We start from the raw sequence: 15969 nt of genomic DNA, 5'->3' as shown, positions 1-15969 counted from the left end.
CCCCGCGGAGCGGGTCCCATCGCGCTGCGCGCGATGCAAGCGAACTCGGGCGCTGCGCGCCCGAGTTGCGCTCCCGCTCCGCGGGAGCGCTGGCGGTTCACTGCGCTCACCGCCCAATTCACGGGCTTCGCCCATGAATTGACACTCCCTCCGCTTCGCTCCGGGAGTGGCCGGCCCGCGTTGCGGGCCGGAGCCGGGCTGCGCCCTGCTGATGGCTTCCGCTGCACTCCAGCCATCCCGCACTGCCGTGCGGGTGACGGGCCTTCGGCCCGCGCAGCAGCTGGAGGGGTGGGGGAAGATCGCTCAGCTGGCCTGTATGCGAGGAGATGTGAGGCTGAGTCAGGGGCGGGTCTTCGGGATGGGTGCGGCTGTGAAGGGGCCGGGGTTGTGCTCCCTCCGGTACGGTGGAAATCCGGGTGGGCGCTTCTCGTTGGTGCTTCGAAATGGCATCCAGATCGATTCTGGATCAAGACTTCCCTGCCCCTGCCCCGGCGCGCGATGCTGTCGCCGACCACTGAAACTGTGCAGTGTCCGAGGCCGGCCTGGAGAGCACCAATCAGGGCCCGCAGGAGGGTGAGGTGGTCATCAGCCGGAACGAACCGCAACAACGGCAACGAGCAGCATGGCGGACCCTGAAAGCCGAGATCGCGTCCTTCCCAGAACTCCCGCCGCAGCAGCAACCCGACCGAACCGCAACCAGCCGCCTCTGAACGCCCGGCCTGCTGTCCCCGGGCCCCCTCACACGCCTACACACACGACAACAAACCTTCACTGGCAAACGACAACAACCCTCACCAGCAAAGCGACACCCCCACACTCCCGTCCACTCCCCCGACCAGCACAAACACCCCACACTCCCGGTACAGACAGCTGACGCACTCCACCGCAACTCACACGTCACCCATCACGCAGAAAGACCGGGCGCTGACAAGGCCCGTTGAATACACCGGGGAATGCACCGAGAAAACCTGCGCCCCACAACCTAATTCCAAAAACCGGGCCAAAGGCGGAGCGGAATCCGGTGCCGTGGTCGGGCCCCGCGGCTCACAGAGCGAGGATCAGGCCGACCAGGGTGGCCATCACCATCACCGCGCCGAACGCGGCGCCAATGGGCTGGGCCCAGGACGGGTGGCGGTGCACGACGTAGGCGGCGCCTGCCGCGAGCAGCGCGACGACGACGACCAGGAGCAGCAGGACGAGCAGAGCGAGCGTGGACACGGGCAGTTCCCCCTCGGGACGGGCACGCCCGAATGGGGCGTGCGGTGGTTGGGGGAACATGCATTGCCCCCGCGAGGAGAAGCGGTGGTTTTGGTGGGGCTCAGAGTGCTCGGCGCGGGGGCTAGCTCCGCAACCCCGCTCTGACCAGCCAGTTCACGGCATAGGCGGTCCTGGTCACAGGGCAGGCAAGGCATGGCGGCTGGCGTCGACTCTTCCCCCGCCGGATCTCCCATTCGAGGCTTCTGACCTGGGAAAACGGGCGGGCCTTGGACTTGAATGGGTGCCGCCGATCCAGTAGGGAACCTCCTCGTACGCGTAGGACCACAACCCCCGCCGTACTCCTCCGCATCCCGAGCGTTAAGAGCCTGTCTGTAAGCACGAGATCAGGCTCTGCCGTACCGGGTTCTTTTGGCTCCGGCAGCCGTTCGGCCGCCGGGCCGGTGGAGGGCCGGTGCACAAGCGCGAAAACCCGCGCTATACAGCCCCATTCGAAATACACAATGAAAAGGGCGAACACAGAATCCGGACCGAACTCGGCACCGAGGCCGCACCACCAAGACACCTAGGCGCCGAGCAGACCGCCGCACCCGACACCGCGGACTGCGGGCAGCACCCCGCGGACCAGGGCCCACCCAACCTCGCGACCGGTGAAGGTCGCGTTCCGGGGCGGGACACTTGCCCACGCTGCCGTGGGGGCCGGGGCTCCCCGTTGCCCCGGGCCCCCACGGCCGGCCTTCACCGGCCGCCGCCAGCGCTGAGCACGACGGTGAGGACAGCGGCCAGCGCGGCCACGGTGGCGACGCCGGCCGTGACCGGACCGCTCAGCGACGGGCGGTGGTGAACCAGGTAGACGACGGCGCCGACGATCAGCAGGACGACCAGCACCAGCAGCAGGACGACCAGCAGCGCGAGCGTGGACATTCGGTTTTCCCCTGGGGGTCGGGCACGTCCCGGACTGGGCGTGCGGCGGTTGGGCAATGGAGGGTGTTATCTCCCTGGCCCTTGCGTCTCGGGAAGGCGTCCCGGACAGGACGGCTCAGAGTGCTTGACGCGGGGGTTAGCCCCGCAACCCTCCTCTGACCAGGCCGTTTACGGGGAACCGGCTCCGCATCGGGCCCGAGCGGAGTCGGCAACCCCACTCCGCTCGGGCGGAAGTTCACTGCCTCGCACGCGCACGACACGCGCGTGCCTTGGACCCGCGCCGGAGCACCAGGCCAAGTTCCCGCCGCGCCGCGCGCCCGGCTCGCGGCCGACCACCGCCCCTCGCACGCGGCACGCACGGCACGCGGCACGCACGGCACCGAACAGACCGCCGAGGCGCCTGGCCCCGGCACACGCGGGCAGGCGACGCGGTGCGGGCGGCCGTCGTCGAGCAGCCCGGCGAAGGGGCCCCGGACCGCGACCCGCCTCAACCCCCCGTGCAAATGCTGCGCAGCGTGGCGCCGGGCCCCCAGCCCCGGCCGCGCGCGGCCCCGCCGACGCGCGCGACCACAACGGCCGGCCCCGATCCCCCTCAGAGCACCCCACGCCCCGCCCGCTTCCCTCCCGCCCTTCTTCTTCCAGGCCCGGGCGGTCGGGGGTGCTCTGAGGGGGATGTCAGACCCCCGACCACGCTCCACGGGTGCCCTGATCAGGGGTGATGGGGAAGCCCGCTACCAGGCCGCGCAACACCCACCGCAACCTCTACCGCAACCCCTTGGCGTAACGTCTACCGCAACACCCGGCGCAACAACGCCGATCGGCACCCCCCTCTGTCCCCCTGCTCCACCGCCCGGACGCTCCAGCGGCCGGCCAGCGCGGAGGCGCCGCCGACGCGCAACACCCTTGAGGGCCGCCCGATCCCCCGAAGCTCCACCACACCACGCCCGCCCTCCCCTTTTCCCTTTTCTTCTTTCTGGGCGAGTGCGTTGTGGGGGTGCAGAGGGGAATGTCGGGCTCCCCGACCACGCCCCAAAGGCGTGGTGACCTGCAGATACGCCGTCAGGCGCCCGGTGGGTGCGGACAGTTGTCGGCAGGGTTGTCGGAGGGTTCCCCGGCGGGGTTCCCGGCGTGGTCGGGGGCGGGGTTATCGCATCGTGACGCTGGTCGGGCCTTCGTGGTCGGTCCTCTGGTCGGGGCCGGCTGCTGGCCTGGACGTACGCGCGGCGCCGGACAGAACGGCGCTGCACCGTGCGGAAGGGACAATGGTGGCGATGCTGAACGCGGATGTCGGCGGTGGGGACCGGCTGGCGCTGGCCGTGCTGGCGCAGTACCGGATGGCGACGACGGAGCAGATGCATCTGGTGATCGCGCCGGGGGTGCGGATCGAGCAGACAAGGCGCAGGCTGGCCAAGCTGCGCGACGAGGGCCTGGTGGACCGAATCACCCTGCCCCAGGCCGGCCGGACCCGGGTGTGGTTCGCCACCCAGTACGGCGTGGACGTCGCATCCGAGTGGCCCGAACTGCGGGACTGGCGGCCGCCGAAGCTGATCGCCGACCCCACAGCCGCCAGACTGCGGGGGGGCCACTCGCTGGTGGTGACGGAGACCGGGCTGGCCTTCCTGCAGGACGCCCGCCGCCGCGGCGACGAGTGCCAGCCCCTGGACTGGATCCCCGAGGTCTACCACCCCCTCGGCAGCGGCGAGACCGTCATCCCCGACGCCCTCCTCTACTACCGCAACTCCGACAACGGCGGATCAATGCTGCGGGCCTTCGTCGAAGTCGACCGGGCCACCATGGGACCCGAACGCCTCGCCGCGAAACTCACCACCTACACCCGCCTCCACGACTACATCCCCGCACCCCCACCCGGACGCCCACGGACCACCGTTGGACAGCACCTCCTGGAAGAAGACTGGCGGCGCCGCTACCCACTGTTCCCACGGCTGCTGTTCGTCCTGGACGGCACCGGCCCAACCGGCGTCCAGACCCGCATCCGCGCCCTCCACGCAGCCGCCTCGGAACTCGCACTGACCGGCTTCCTGCGCAACGTCCCTGTCCTGGCAGCGCCATTGGTCGACCTGCTCCAGGGCGGCCCCTCCGCACCCGTGTGGCGCCCCGTCCAAAACCCCGAACACACGGTCCCCTGGAGTCAGGTCCGGCACCCGTAGACAGGGGACGCCACCGTCCTCCTCCTGGTCGTGGACGACTGCCCGGAGGACCCTGGAGTCGTGGCAAGGAAGAATGTCCGCAGATGCAGCCAGTGCGGCGGCCCGCTCCCCGAGGGCAGCCGCCGGTCACGTCGGTACTGCTCAGCGGCATGCCGCACAAAGGCTGGCGGTGGCGGAGGGAACGCGAGGAGTGGTGGCGAAGCAACGCGTCGAGTTCGCCGCCGCCCTGCGGGAGGGCCGCCCGTACCGCCGGCCGAAGGTCCGGTGCCCAGTCTGCAAAAGCTGGTGGTACGTCGGTGAAGCCACCGGCGGCAAACGCAAGCGGGTGGATGCTCTCCACTGCTCGCCAAGATGCCGGTCCCGAGCCTACCGCCAGAAGCGTTCGCGTTCAGAAGGCGTCACCGCGCGACGCCTTCACGTGACGCCAACCGGCCCAAAAGGGAGGCTCTCACCGGGCGACGGTGGTGTCCCGTCTCACGCGACTTTGCCCCTGTCTCACCAGACGTTCTCGGATTCCCGTGTCAGGGACAAGGTCAAATGAGAGAGTCCCGGTCGGCCCTCGCGGAGGATCGGACCGGATTTGGCTGTATAGCGTCGATCTTGATAACGGACCGGCTGATCGCGTGGCTGGTGCACGAGGTGTGCCCGATCGAACTCAGCCGACCGGCCCTGACCGCCGCTCTCGCCCTCGCCGCGGTCGTGCCTGCAGTGAGAGAGGAGGGGATCGGTGTGAGACTGGGCACGGAAGGGGTGATCCCTGTGTCGGACCCACCGCACGCGTCCGCCGGTCCCGACACCGCCGTCGACGAGAATCTGCTGGAAGAGCTGATCATCGAGGCGCAGGCGGCCCTGCCCGTCGAACTGCCCGACCTGGCGAACCGGTGCGCCTTGGCCCTCGGCCTGGACACCGCTCTGATCTACCTCGCCGACCTGCAACAACAGCTGCTCATCCCCCTCGACGAGGCCTTGGAGCCGCTTCCGGTGGACCGCTCGTCGGCCGGCTGGGCGTACCGCACACTCTCCCCGCGAGTAGACGCGGCCGATGATGGCCTGATCGTCTGGATGCCTCTGGTCGACGGTGCGGAGCGGCTGGGCGTGCTGGCGGTGCGGACCGCCTCACTCGACGGGGTACGGATGCGCCGCAGCGGGATGCTGGCCCATCTGTTCGCCATGCTGATCACCTCCAAGCGCGCCTACAGCGACTGGCTCGCCGCCCGCACCCGCACCAGGGCCATGCAGTTGCCCGCCGAGATGCTGCGGGCCTTCCTACCACCCCGCACCATCGGCAGCACCAGGTGCGTCTCGACTGCGGTCCTGGAACCGGCGTACGACATCGCCGGCGACGCCTTCGACCACTCGGTGGTCAAGAACGTGCTGCACACCATGATCCTCGACGCCATGGGTCACGATCTGACCGCCGGCCTGACCACATCGGTCGCCATGGCAGCGGCGCGGAACACCCGCCGCGACGGGCGCGATCTGGCCGACGTCGTCCGCTCCGTCGACCAGGCGCTCGCCCAATGGCTGCCCGACCAGTTCTGCACCGGCGTGCTGTGTCGGCTCGACGCGGAGGCCGGGGTGCTGCGCTGGGTCAATTGCGGTCACCCCCCACCGCTGCTGATCCGTGGCGAGCGGGTGCTCGCCGGGGCGCTGGACAGCCCCCCGCAGCCGCCGATCGGCCTGGCCGGCCAACTCGCCCCGACAGCCCGGCAGGTCCACGAGACGACACTGGAACCGGGCGACTGCGTTCTGCTCTACACCGACGGCGTCGTGGAGGCTCGCGACGCGGACGGCGCGGAGTTCGGCCTCGACCGGTTCACCGACTTCATCATCCGCTCCAACGCCGCCGGCCAGCGCCCGGCCGAGGTGCTGCGGCTGCTCATCCACGCCATCCTCGACTACCAGCGCAACCAACTACGGGACGATGCGACCATCCTGCTCTTCGAATGGCGCCCGCAGTACCAGTGACGCGGTACTGCGCCGAGCCTCGCTGTGCCCGTGCGCCGTCTTCGGCGGGTCGGGTACCGGGCCGACACCTCCTCCGCTGGTGTCCGGGCTGGGAATCCGAGGCCAAGTCAATGCGTCTCCGTGCGGCGGACTCTGTTGGACTCCGACGTGGAAACGCTGTTGGCTAACAACATCAAGCGAGACGGTGAGGCGCCCACGTCTCAACCGACCTGTCTCTGCACAGGTCAGGGCACCGTGCGGGGGCAAGATCGGATGAGAGGGGACAGTTGGTTTGAGCCCGGCCCCGCGATGCGGGCGGAGCCCCTGCAGGAGGCGGAGACTTGGACCGCCGAGCCTTGTAACGGCTGCGGTCGGTACCGCGACCCGGTGCCGTGGGACATCAAGAAGGATCTACAGCAATGGCAACAGGCCGCGTGACGGTAGTGCTGCGGGTCTCGGTGAACCCGCCCTCATCCGCGCCTCCGCCGGTGACCTGCCAGGTGACAGTCCAGGTCGAGGTAGCGGTGAGCGGAAAGCGCTGGTCCGCCTGGTCACTGGCGGCGCGGGTGTAGCGGTGTCCGCAGTCAGGGGAGTCGCTCATGCCGGCGCTCTCCTGGTACGGGGTGCCGGGGCCGGTGCAGGTGACGGTGGTGCCGTCGCCCATCTCCCAGCGGATCGACGCGACGCGCGCGGTGGCGGACACGGTCACGGCGCCCGCGCCGGCCGTCGCCGTGGCGGGCCCGTAGGCGGTCGGGGTCTGGCGGACCCACAGCCATATGGGAACACCCACCGTGTACCGGCCCGCCGCACGCGGGGAGGCGATGTCCGGACCGTCCAGCCGCATGGCGTCGACGGCGCGTCGGGCGAGGGTCTCCGGGTCGACAGCGGGCGCGGCCGGGGCGGCGCCGTCCGGGATCCAGGTCACGCCGACACGGCCCGTGTCCGGGCACAGGACTTGGTAGACCGCCCCCTTGCCGCCGCGCCTCTTGCCGTCCTGCATAGCCAGGTTGTCCGCCGGGGGCTGGGGAACGAGCTTGGTGTAGGTGCACTTCGGCGCGTCCGAGCTGCTGGCGGGCGAGGAGCCAGCCGAGCCCTTGCCGCCGTCCGTCCCGCCCGTGCCGGGCGTGCTGTCGCCGTCCTGAGCGCACACCTTGACGTACAGGGTCGCCGCCTTGCAGTCCCCCGCGCCGATGCCGGTCCCGCCGCCGTCGGCGTGTGCAACGGGGGCGAGCACGCCCGCCAGGACCACCGCGGCCGCCGTCGCTCGTCTCAGCACGAGCCGCCCCCTTGGGTGTTGATGGCGGTCACCATCCACCGCCCGTGCCACCGCTCCGCCTTCGCCGTGGCGACATACCGCAGCGGCTGGGCAGTCGGAAGCGGGATCACCTTCTTGGCCTTCGTGTCGTACGTCTCGTACTTCGACAGGTCAACGCAGTCCGACAGCGTCGCTTTCGGCGTCTTCGCCGTCATGTCGAGGGCGGTCACCTTCGCGTCGTGACCGACCTCGCCCCGCACAATGGCCCCCGACTTCTTGAGCCTGGCCACGTCGTTCCGGATCTGACCGAGCGCGTCAAGGGTGGCGTACTTCTCCAGCGCCGTGCCCTTCTCCGAGGCCTGCCGGTACGCCTTCGCCTGCTCAGCCGTCATACCGTCGTAGACGGCCAGGACAGCCGCCTTCTCCGCGGCCTGAGAGTCCGCCGACGCCGACGCGGCCGGCCGTGTCGAACCCGCCGACGACACAGGCCTCGAGGCAGCATCCTTGTCACCGTCGCTGTGGCTACCGGAGCCACACCCGGCCAGGACCGCCGTGAATGTCACTGCGCATGCGCAAAGCTCAACCGTGCGCACCCTTCCGACAGTTCGCATCCGTCCCTCTACGTGCCCGTCGCGCGATGATCGCCACCGTAGCCGCTTGAGCACCGGTTGTTACAGAAGATTCAGCGCCAACAGGCAGGCCCGACCACGGCCCTCACCACCCCGCACCATGAACCCTCCAGGCCCGACCATTGTTGGACGACTCTCTGTATGAGCATGTAGGCGGGGGTTGGCGACAGTCGCGGTGGACATGAGTGCTGATCTTGGTGGGCAGTCTGATCTTGCTTTGTGCACGACGACACGGTGTGCACGGGGTGGAGGGATCGAGTGCTCATCGTCGGCGCGAACGTCGTGCTCGTGGAACGCCAGCTGCGGGCTGGTGAGTTGACGTGTCCGTCGTGCGGGGCCGGGCTTGCGCCGTGGGGTCACGGCCGGTCGCGGGTGATCCGTGGTGATCTCGGGGCCCGGGTGTTCGTACGTCCTCGTCGCTCACGTTGTACGGGCTGTGAGGTCACGCATGTGCTGCTGCCGGAGACGTTGTGGCCGCGGCGGGCGGATGCGGCTGAGGTGATCGGGGCCGGGCTGGAGATAGCGGCCCTGGGCATGGGGCACCGGCAGGTCGCCGCGCATCTTGGGTTGTCGGACGGCACGGTCCGCGGCTGGATCCGCCGCTTCCGTAGTCGGGCCGAGGCCGTCCGCCGGCACTTCACCGTCGCCCTGGTCGCGCTCGCGGACGATCCGGTGATGCCGGAGCCGGCGGCCTCGCCGTTGTCGGACGCGGTCTCGGTGATCGTGGCCGCCCATCGGGCGGCGGCCACGAAGTGGCCTCAGATGAACACGGTGTCGCGGTGGTCCTTCGCGGGCCGGGCGATAGACGGCCGAGTGCTGACCTGCACTCCTTCAGCTAGTTGATCAACACGGGCCGCCCCTGGGCGGCGATCGGAGGCGCCGGAAGTCTTGATCGTGTCCGTCCGCGACCGGGGCGGGCGCTGATCGAGATGCGAGGAGAGTCCGCGCATGGCATCGAGCGAGGACGAGGACCGCCGCCGGGCGGAGAAGGCCCGGCAGGTCGGTCTGTTCCGCTATTCCCTGATCCAGGACTTGCTGGACAACAGCCTGACCACGCGTGAACGCGGCCGTCGGGCACGGGAGTTGGCGGACAAGGAACACACGGACCCGTTCGGGCGGCAGGTGAAGGTGTCCAGGGGCACGATCGACCGGTGGACCCGCGACTACCGTCGCGGCGGGTTCGCCGCCCTGGTCCCCGAGCCGCGCAAGGCGGTCCCCAGGACACCGCCGGAGGTGCTGGACCTGGCGGCCGCGCTGAAGCGGGAGAACCCCGGCCGCACGGCCGCGCAGATCCAGCGGATCCTGCGCACGACGCAGGGCTGGTCGCCGACCGAGCGGACGTTGCAGCGGCACTTCGTCGCGGCCGGACTGACCGGGACCGGCCGCAGTGAGACAAGCGTGTTCGGCCGGTTCGAGGCCACCCGCGGCAACGAGTTGTGGACCGGGGACGCCCTGCACGGGCCGAAGATCGGCGGGCGCAAGACGTACTTGTTCGCGTTCATCGACGACCACTCCCGGGCGATCGTGGGGCACCGGTTCGGGTTCGCCGAGGACACCGTCCGTCTCGCCGCGGCCCTGCGGCCGGCCCTGTCAGCCCGCGGCGTCCCCGAATCGATCTACGTCGACAACGGCAGTGCCTTCGTCGACACCTGGTTGTTGCGGGCCTGCGCGAGCCTGGCGATCCGGCTCACCCACTCCAAGCCCGGGCGCCCGCAGGGCCGCGGGAAAATCGAACGGTTCTTCCGCACCGTCAGGGATCAGTTCCTGGTCGAGCTCGACGAGGAACGTGTCGGTCAGATCGAGCATCTCACCGAGCTGAACAGGCTGTTCACCGCGTGGGTGGAGACGGTCTATCACCGCGCGGTGCACTCGGAGACCGGGCAGCCGCCGATCGAACGCTGGCTGGGTTCGATTCCCAAACCGCTGCCCCTCCCGTCCACGGCAGACCTGCGGGAGGCGTTCTTGTGGTCGGAGTTCCGCACCGTGACGAAGACCGCGACGGTGTCGCTGCACGGCAACTCCTATGAGGTCGACCCGATGCTGGCCGGGATGAGGATCGAGTTGGTCTTCGACCCGTTCGACCTGACCGACATCGAGGTCAGGGCGTCGGGCAAGGCCCTGGGCAAGGCGGTCCCGCACCACGTAGGCCGCCATGCCCACCCCAAGGCGAGCCCGGAGACGCCGGCCGAGCCGGCCCCGCCGACCGGGATCGACTACCTCAAGATCCTCGACGAGGCACACACCGCGAACACCGCCAGGGGCATCAACTACTCGTCCCTGATGGACGATTCACGAGGCCGGCAGTGAAGCCGTCCCGGGCCGAGGAGTTGTACTTCAACCCCGAGCCCGACCTGTTCATGCTCACGCCCCGCGAACTGGCCGACCGGGCTCTTCGCCTGGCGGGTCTCAGCTGCCACCGGGCCGAGCAGGAGACCGGCGCCCTCGACACCCCCACCGTCCGCACCGCGTTGCGGGCGGTCCGCCTCGCCGTCCGGCTCGGACAGCGGGCCGCGGTCGACGAACAAACCGAACTGGACTCCGCCCTGGCCCAGTTCTGCCCGTGTCCGAGGAGGATTCCATGATCGACCGTGTTCAGGGCTACTACGGATTCACCCGCGTCCCCTTCGGCCGGGACCTGGCCCCTTCCATGCTCCACCAGCACAATTCCCACCGCGAGGCCGCGGCCCGCATCGCCTGGTGCATCAACAACAAGGCGATCGGCGTGGTCACCGGCGAGGTCGGTGCGGGCAAGACCGTCGCCCTCAAGGGTGCCGTCGCCTCCCTCGACCCGGCCCGCTTCACCGTGATCTACCAGCCCAATCCCGAGGTCGGCATGCGCGGCCTCTATGACCGGATCGTCACCAGCCTCGGGGGCACCCCGAAATACCAGTCCGCCGCTCTCGCAGCTCAGGCGTCCGCCGCGCTGGCCGCCGAGGTCGACGAGCGCGGACGCACCCCCGCGGTCGTGATCGACGAGTCGCACCTGCTCGACCACCACGAGCTGGACGCGATCCGCATGCTCACCAACTACGACATGGACTCCACGACGCCGTTCGCGGTGTTGTTGATCGGGCAGCCCACCCTGCGCAAACGGATGAAGCACGGCGTCCTGGCGGCCCTCGACCAGCGGATCTCGATCAGCTACCAGATGCCGACCATGACGAAGGAGGAGACCGCCAGCTATATCAAGCACCACCTGACGATCGCCGGCCGGTCGGACCCGCTGTTCTCCGACGACGCCGTCGATCTGATCCATCTCACGAGCCGCGGCCTGCCCCGCTCGGTCAACAACATCGCCCTGCAGTCCCTCATCGCCGCGTTCGCCGACGAGAAGAGCATCGTCGACGAGTCCTCCACTCGCCTCGCCATCACCGAGACACACGCGACAGAGTGACGACGAAAGCGACACCGCGTTCACGACGACCCCGGCGGCCTGACGGCCGCCGGGGTCGTTTCATCCCGTCCCGTCGACAACCAGCACGTCGCCTTCGTGCACATCTTCAGCGTCGCTCAACAGACCATGGGCCCGACCACGGCAGGTCACAGCGTTGCGCAGGCCATCCGGCCGAAACCTGCGCAACCAGCCCCCGATTGCGCAGCAGCTGAAGTCAGCCACCCGGCCCGACTGCGCAGCGGGCTTGCGCACTGCCGACCGTTGCGCACAGCACGCACGCCCCCGGCGAGGTCTGCGCAATGGTCCCGGACGCGAATACGCAGGCTCGTCGCAGCCGCGCAGGCACCCTCGCCCGAGACGGCATCTTTCCGCGGGGCCGGTCTGTGCATCAGCCCATCACCGGCCCGACCGTCGAACGACTGTCGGAGCCAAAAGAACTCGGTAACTCGGTACGGCGGGGCCCAGAACTCTCGTGCCTACAGATACCCCGCCCGCCGACGCGGCCGCGCGGGGCAGTGACCCGTGCGGCCGCCCGGGGGGTCACTGTCCTGCGCTCTGGACGATCGCGAACACGACGGCGGCCAAGACGCCGGCACCGGCCAGGGCGACGGTCAGCGGCGCGGCGAGCGCCGGACGGCGGTGGACCACGTAGCCCAGGCCGACGACGAGGACCAGGCCCACGAGGACCAGGAGCAGCACGACGAGCAGAGCGAGTGCGGACACGGGAGATTTCCCCTCAGGATCAGGCACGCGGCAGACCCGCGTGCGGATGGATGGCAGGGCGCAGGGCCCCCCTTGGCCCTTGAGGTGCCGACAGGGGTGCCGGACAGGGCGGCGCCAGAGTGCCGACTGCGAGGGTTAGCCCCGCAACCCGCTCTGACCAGCGCATTCGCCACCGAGGTGATCCCTTTCATGTAGTCAGGCGGAACGGGGGTGACACGGGCGCTGCGGCAGCCCTGACGATAGACACCGGGTGCGCGCCAGTTTCAGGCAAGTGCTGAGAAAGTCCGTGCGAACAGGCCCGGCCGTTCCGGAAGCGCTCTCGCTGAGCCCTGGGGGGCAAGCACTCCCTCCGGCTACCTGCGGAGGGAGGTGTCGGTGTACGCGACCGGCTTGCCCACAACGCCCCACCTGCACAAACAGGCGTCCGTGCGATGACGGTGCTGCAACCCTCGGTGCACCCCTCGGCGCAACGGTCGGCCCAACCCTCCAGCCCCCTATGGGCCCCACCAAGGAAGCAACCTGCCGCGGCCGGACAGGGCCCGCCAAGGGATCGTGCCCGGTACCGGCCGGGCAAGCCCGTCGCGGCGCTGGGCAAGCCCCCGTTCGTGGGCTTGCCCAACCGGTGTGGACCCCGGTCACAGGTGCTGGACGGCCGTACCACGGGCCCGCCCAAGGCCCGCACCCCCCGACCATGGCAGCTCAGCGCGGTACGGCGCTGCCGACAGAAGAGCAAGCGCCCCAGTACCGGGTGTACCGGGCGGCACCGGGGCCGCGACCGGAGCCCCGCCACGAGGACACCAGGGCTCGCACACGCGTCACGGGATAAACGCACCCCTGACAGCGCAGGTCACGGACCCGGTCAGGCGTCCGTATCGGCTTGCCAGGCATCCAGCACCCGCTCACCGTCTGCAGCACGCTCTCGGAGCACGACGGTCGCGCCCGGCAGGCTGCCGTACTAGCCGATCCAGGACGCGAACATCCGCTCCGCCGTCGACCGGGCATCCCACCAGCCGTGCATGACCGTCCGGTCCGCAGTCGTCAGCGTGAGGTGGTAGCGGCCCGGCTCAGCCACGACGTGCGCCTTCGGTGCGGTCGACAAGGATCACCGGTGACACGCCCGCCTCAAGCGCCGCGGCCCGCACATCGGCGACGACCTGCTCCACCGAGTCCGGCACCCGGCCCGGGATCATGCCGACGGTGGCCAGGAAGCAGTCCCGGCACCGGTCCAGCCAGCGCAGCCCATAGCCAGGAAGATCGGCGGCGGTGGTCGCCCGACCGGGCCGGCCGCAGCCCGCACACGACGGCGGGGCAGCGCGAGCCGCGCGGCCGCCCTGCTCCGGCCCACCGCGACGGGGCCGGAGCAGGGCGGCCGGGTCAGCGCCGAGGTAGCACAGGACATCGTCTGTCCTTTGACGGCGAAGTTAGTCGCACACTCTGCGGTGACCTGCATCGACTAGCTTGGATGGCAAACGATCACTCCGGGGCCGCTGTGTGTGACGGCTTCAGTCTGGCTCGGCCTGTCGCTCAGGTTGCGGCGCCCGACGGACTCTGCGCACTCCGTCATCCTGGAGGCTGCGTCGGGCCGCGGTGATGAACGTGCCCTGCGACGCGTCCAGTGTTTCCCACAACCGCCGCCGGTCCAGGCGCGGTGTCACGGTCTCTGGAGGGTCCGCGCGACGTCCGCGCAGGTCGCGTCCGAGGCTTGTGGTGATCTCCCCAACGGCGTCGAGCGCGTCTGTTCCAGAGCTTGCGACGCTGCTGGTTCCTTCCACTGCGACTCTGGACCAGACCCGGTGGAGCTCGCGCTCCTGCCGTCGGACTTCTTCGCGGACTGCTGCCAGTTCGTCGGCGTCCGCGGGCATACGATTACCGAGCCAGTGATCGTTTAGGTAGTCCAGCAGCGTGTCGATGCCGTTGACGAACTCGGCATAGTGGCGGCTGCGTGGCTCACGGCGTTGCTCAAGGGCCTGGGCCTTGATCTGGAGCCTGACTTGTTCGATTTGCGCATCGAGCTGCGCTTTCTGAGCCTGCTTGGTCCAGTGGGCGGCTATGAGGGCCGTGAGACCGACAAGTGCCCCGCTTGCTATCGACCCGATCACCGTGGGCCAGGCTGAATCCATGGCGGAAGTTTGCCGGATCATGTGACAGTCAGTCAGATGATCGTGGACATTCGGATCTCTTCGAGCGCATGTGCTTCCCGACTTGGGACGTCCCCGAGCCGGACCGTGACGCAGTCCAGCAGCGGGTGCCGCCGTCGCTCGTGTACGGCGTCGATGTAAGCGACCTCGATGTACGGTTTGGCGCGCTCCGCCGCAGCCAGTACGGCCACCCAGCCCCCAGCGTGTTCACCTCACACGACTAGGTTCGCTGGCAAGGAAGCCCGAACGACTGGGTTCGCTGTCAAACGCCTCGATTAGATGACAGAGGACATCGTCGATACCCACCGCGCTCCCTCCTGCCTGTTGTTCTGTGTCACCGAACCTTGAGTTCGTGCCATCGAAGTTTGAGCACGTGGGTCAGTAGGCGACGGTGGCAGCAGGCGGAGTCCATCGGTGGGTGCGGGGCACCGTGTCGGAGATGCCGTAGTCCTTTTTGAGCTGTTCGGGGATGGCGTAGTGCATGACGCGTCCGCGGGTGAGGGAGGACAGTTCGAGGATGGTGGTGAGGTGGCCGAGGCGGTCCAGGGCCCAGGCGCCGAAGGGGGAGCGGTCCTCGATGGTCTCCAGGACGCCGAGAAGGTGGGGGACGGCCTTGACGACGGTGTCCCACGTGGTGCGGGGCACCTGGAGCCAGTCGGCGCAGGTGTCGCCGGCGAGGTGGCGGATGAGTGCGGAGACGATCGGGTCGAAGAAGGTGCCGGGTACGACTTCCTCGTAGAGGTCGATGAGCTGCCGGGTCAGGTGCGTGCCTTCCTCGGACGGCCCCATGTGCCGGACCATGTACAGGTCGAGGAACCGACGGGCCTCCTCGAGGGACTTGGGGACGGCGTCCTGGTCGACGCCGAGCATCGCTCCGACGACCCGCCAGGCGTAGAAGTACGCTTCGGCACCCTCGGTGGACATGTGGATGCCGAGGCGGTGCAGGGAGTCCAGCACGAGCAGGGAGAAGAACATCTGTCCGCCGATCATGTCCTCCTGGCAGATCGGCGTTCCCAGCGTCTGGGTGTCCCAGCGGTTCTCGCGCGCGAGGTGGTGGCGGATTGAGGCGTGCAGGAGACGGACCTTCTGGGCGGCGGGGATGAAGCGGCTGCCGGCTTCGAAGGCGTCGGGCTGCATCAGGTAGACGGTGAACTGGCCGGTCTCCGCCATCCGTTTGGAGGGGTACTTCAGCCCATGGGTGGCCGACAGGAGCTTCGCCACGTGGGGGACGACGTAGCAGGCGGGCATGGAGGCGAAGGAAAGGGCGGTGGAGATGTGCACGTTGTTGTCGATGAAGAACAGCCGGGCCTTCTCCATCTCCCCCCAGTCGACCCAGGCCGGCGGGACACTCGTGGCCTGAAGGTACTCCCGGGCGACATCGGGCAGCCCGTCCGGCAGGGGAGCGCCCGCGGTGGAGACGTAGCGCATCAGGGTGTTGAACTTGCCCACCTCTCCACGCTCGAAGAGTGCGGCGACGGTGGCGTCGGCGAGTTCGTCACCGGCTTGGCGCAGGGCATCCATCGATGCCTCAGTGCAGTTCATGGCATGGGTCCTTGTCTTCCGCGGGGTCACGACA

14 protein-coding genes are annotated in these 15969 nt (G+C 69.2%); 6 read left to right on the top strand and 8 right to left on the bottom strand.

Annotated elements, in window-relative coordinates; genetic code table 11:
• Positions 1-1044 precede the first annotated feature (1044 nt).
• Entirely contained in the window at positions 1045-1218 is a 174-nt protein-coding gene (locus ACZ4EG_RS45085; protein WP_467794848.1) for a hypothetical protein, read from the bottom strand.
• Between the two features lie 735 nt (positions 1219-1953).
• A complete protein-coding gene (locus ACZ4EG_RS45080) occupies positions 1954-2139 on the bottom strand; it encodes a hypothetical protein (RefSeq protein WP_453561496.1) in 186 nt (61 codons plus the stop codon).
• Between the two features lie 1271 nt (positions 2140-3410).
• Between ACZ4EG_RS45080 and ACZ4EG_RS45075 the strand changes: the two genes are divergently transcribed.
• Together ACZ4EG_RS45075 and ACZ4EG_RS45070 are read left to right on the top strand one after the other, a co-directional pair.
• The gene (locus ACZ4EG_RS45075; protein WP_467794847.1) at positions 3411-4307 is read left to right on the top strand and encodes a replication-relaxation family protein; all 897 of its coding nucleotides are present in this window, start codon (positions 3411-3413) and stop codon (positions 4305-4307) included.
• A 750-nt stretch (positions 4308-5057) separates the two neighbouring features.
• Positions 5058-6275 (top strand): PP2C family protein-serine/threonine phosphatase, encoded by a 1218-nt coding sequence (locus ACZ4EG_RS45070; RefSeq protein WP_453561541.1) that lies wholly within the window; start codon positions 5058-5060, stop codon positions 6273-6275.
• Between the two features lie 379 nt (positions 6276-6654).
• Here the strand turns inward: ACZ4EG_RS45070 and ACZ4EG_RS45065 are convergent, their stop codons facing one another.
• The gene (locus ACZ4EG_RS45065; RefSeq protein ID WP_467794846.1) at positions 6655-7530 is read right to left on the bottom strand and encodes an ATP/GTP-binding protein; all 876 of its coding nucleotides are present in this window, start codon (positions 7528-7530) and stop codon (positions 6655-6657) included.
• Positions 7524-7901, bottom strand: coding sequence for a hypothetical protein (locus tag ACZ4EG_RS45060; protein WP_467794845.1), 378 nt, complete (start codon positions 7899-7901; stop codon positions 7524-7526). Before ACZ4EG_RS45060 ends, ACZ4EG_RS45065 begins: the two co-directional genes overlap by 7 nt.
• 456 nt (positions 7902-8357) lie before the next feature.
• On the opposite strand from ACZ4EG_RS45060, the gene ACZ4EG_RS45055 reads away from it, so the two are divergent.
• The 4 genes from ACZ4EG_RS45055 (at position 8358) to ACZ4EG_RS45040 (ending at position 11532) form a co-directional block, all read left to right on the top strand.
• A complete protein-coding gene (locus ACZ4EG_RS45055) occupies positions 8358-8981 on the top strand; it encodes a DUF6431 domain-containing protein (RefSeq protein ID WP_467794844.1) in 624 nt (207 codons plus the stop codon).
• A 105-nt stretch (positions 8982-9086) separates the two neighbouring features.
• Positions 9087-10445 (top strand): DDE-type integrase/transposase/recombinase, encoded by a 1359-nt coding sequence (locus ACZ4EG_RS45050; RefSeq protein ID WP_467794843.1) that lies wholly within the window; start codon positions 9087-9089, stop codon positions 10443-10445.
• Positions 10442-10720 carry a hypothetical protein gene (locus ACZ4EG_RS45045; protein WP_467794842.1) on the top strand — a complete coding sequence of 93 codons (279 nt, stop codon included), beginning with the start codon at positions 10442-10444 and terminating at the stop codon, positions 10718-10720. The genes ACZ4EG_RS45050 and ACZ4EG_RS45045 overlap by 4 nt, the downstream gene beginning before the upstream one ends.
• Positions 10717-11532 (top strand): ExeA family protein, encoded by an 816-nt coding sequence (locus ACZ4EG_RS45040; protein ID WP_467794841.1) that lies wholly within the window; start codon positions 10717-10719, stop codon positions 11530-11532. The genes ACZ4EG_RS45045 and ACZ4EG_RS45040 overlap by 4 nt, the downstream gene beginning before the upstream one ends.
• 540 nt (positions 11533-12072) lie before the next feature.
• On the opposite strand, the gene ACZ4EG_RS45035 is transcribed toward ACZ4EG_RS45040, so the two are convergent.
• From ACZ4EG_RS45035 to ACZ4EG_RS45020, 4 genes are all read right to left on the bottom strand, one after another.
• Complete coding sequence (locus tag ACZ4EG_RS45035) at positions 12073-12255, bottom strand: hypothetical protein (RefSeq protein WP_453561502.1); 183 nt, start codon at positions 12253-12255, stop codon at positions 12073-12075.
• 1502 nt (positions 12256-13757) lie between these two features.
• Complete coding sequence (locus ACZ4EG_RS45030) at positions 13758-14375, bottom strand: hypothetical protein (protein ID WP_453561504.1); 618 nt, start codon at positions 14373-14375, stop codon at positions 13758-13760.
• Between the two features lie 32 nt (positions 14376-14407).
• Positions 14408-14584, bottom strand: coding sequence for a hypothetical protein (locus tag ACZ4EG_RS45025; protein WP_453561505.1), 177 nt, complete (start codon positions 14582-14584; stop codon positions 14408-14410).
• Positions 14585-14771: 187 nt separating this feature from the next.
• Positions 14772-15935 carry an oxygenase MpaB family protein gene (locus ACZ4EG_RS45020; RefSeq protein ID WP_467794840.1) on the bottom strand — a complete coding sequence of 388 codons (1164 nt, stop codon included), beginning with the start codon at positions 15933-15935 and terminating at the stop codon, positions 14772-14774.
• Positions 15936-15969 lie beyond the last annotated feature (34 nt).

Source organism: Streptomyces sp. NPDC025638, assembly GCF_055558775.1.
The sequence above is the reverse complement of the archived record's forward strand: the minus strand, read 5'-3'. Positions and strand labels throughout refer to the sequence as shown.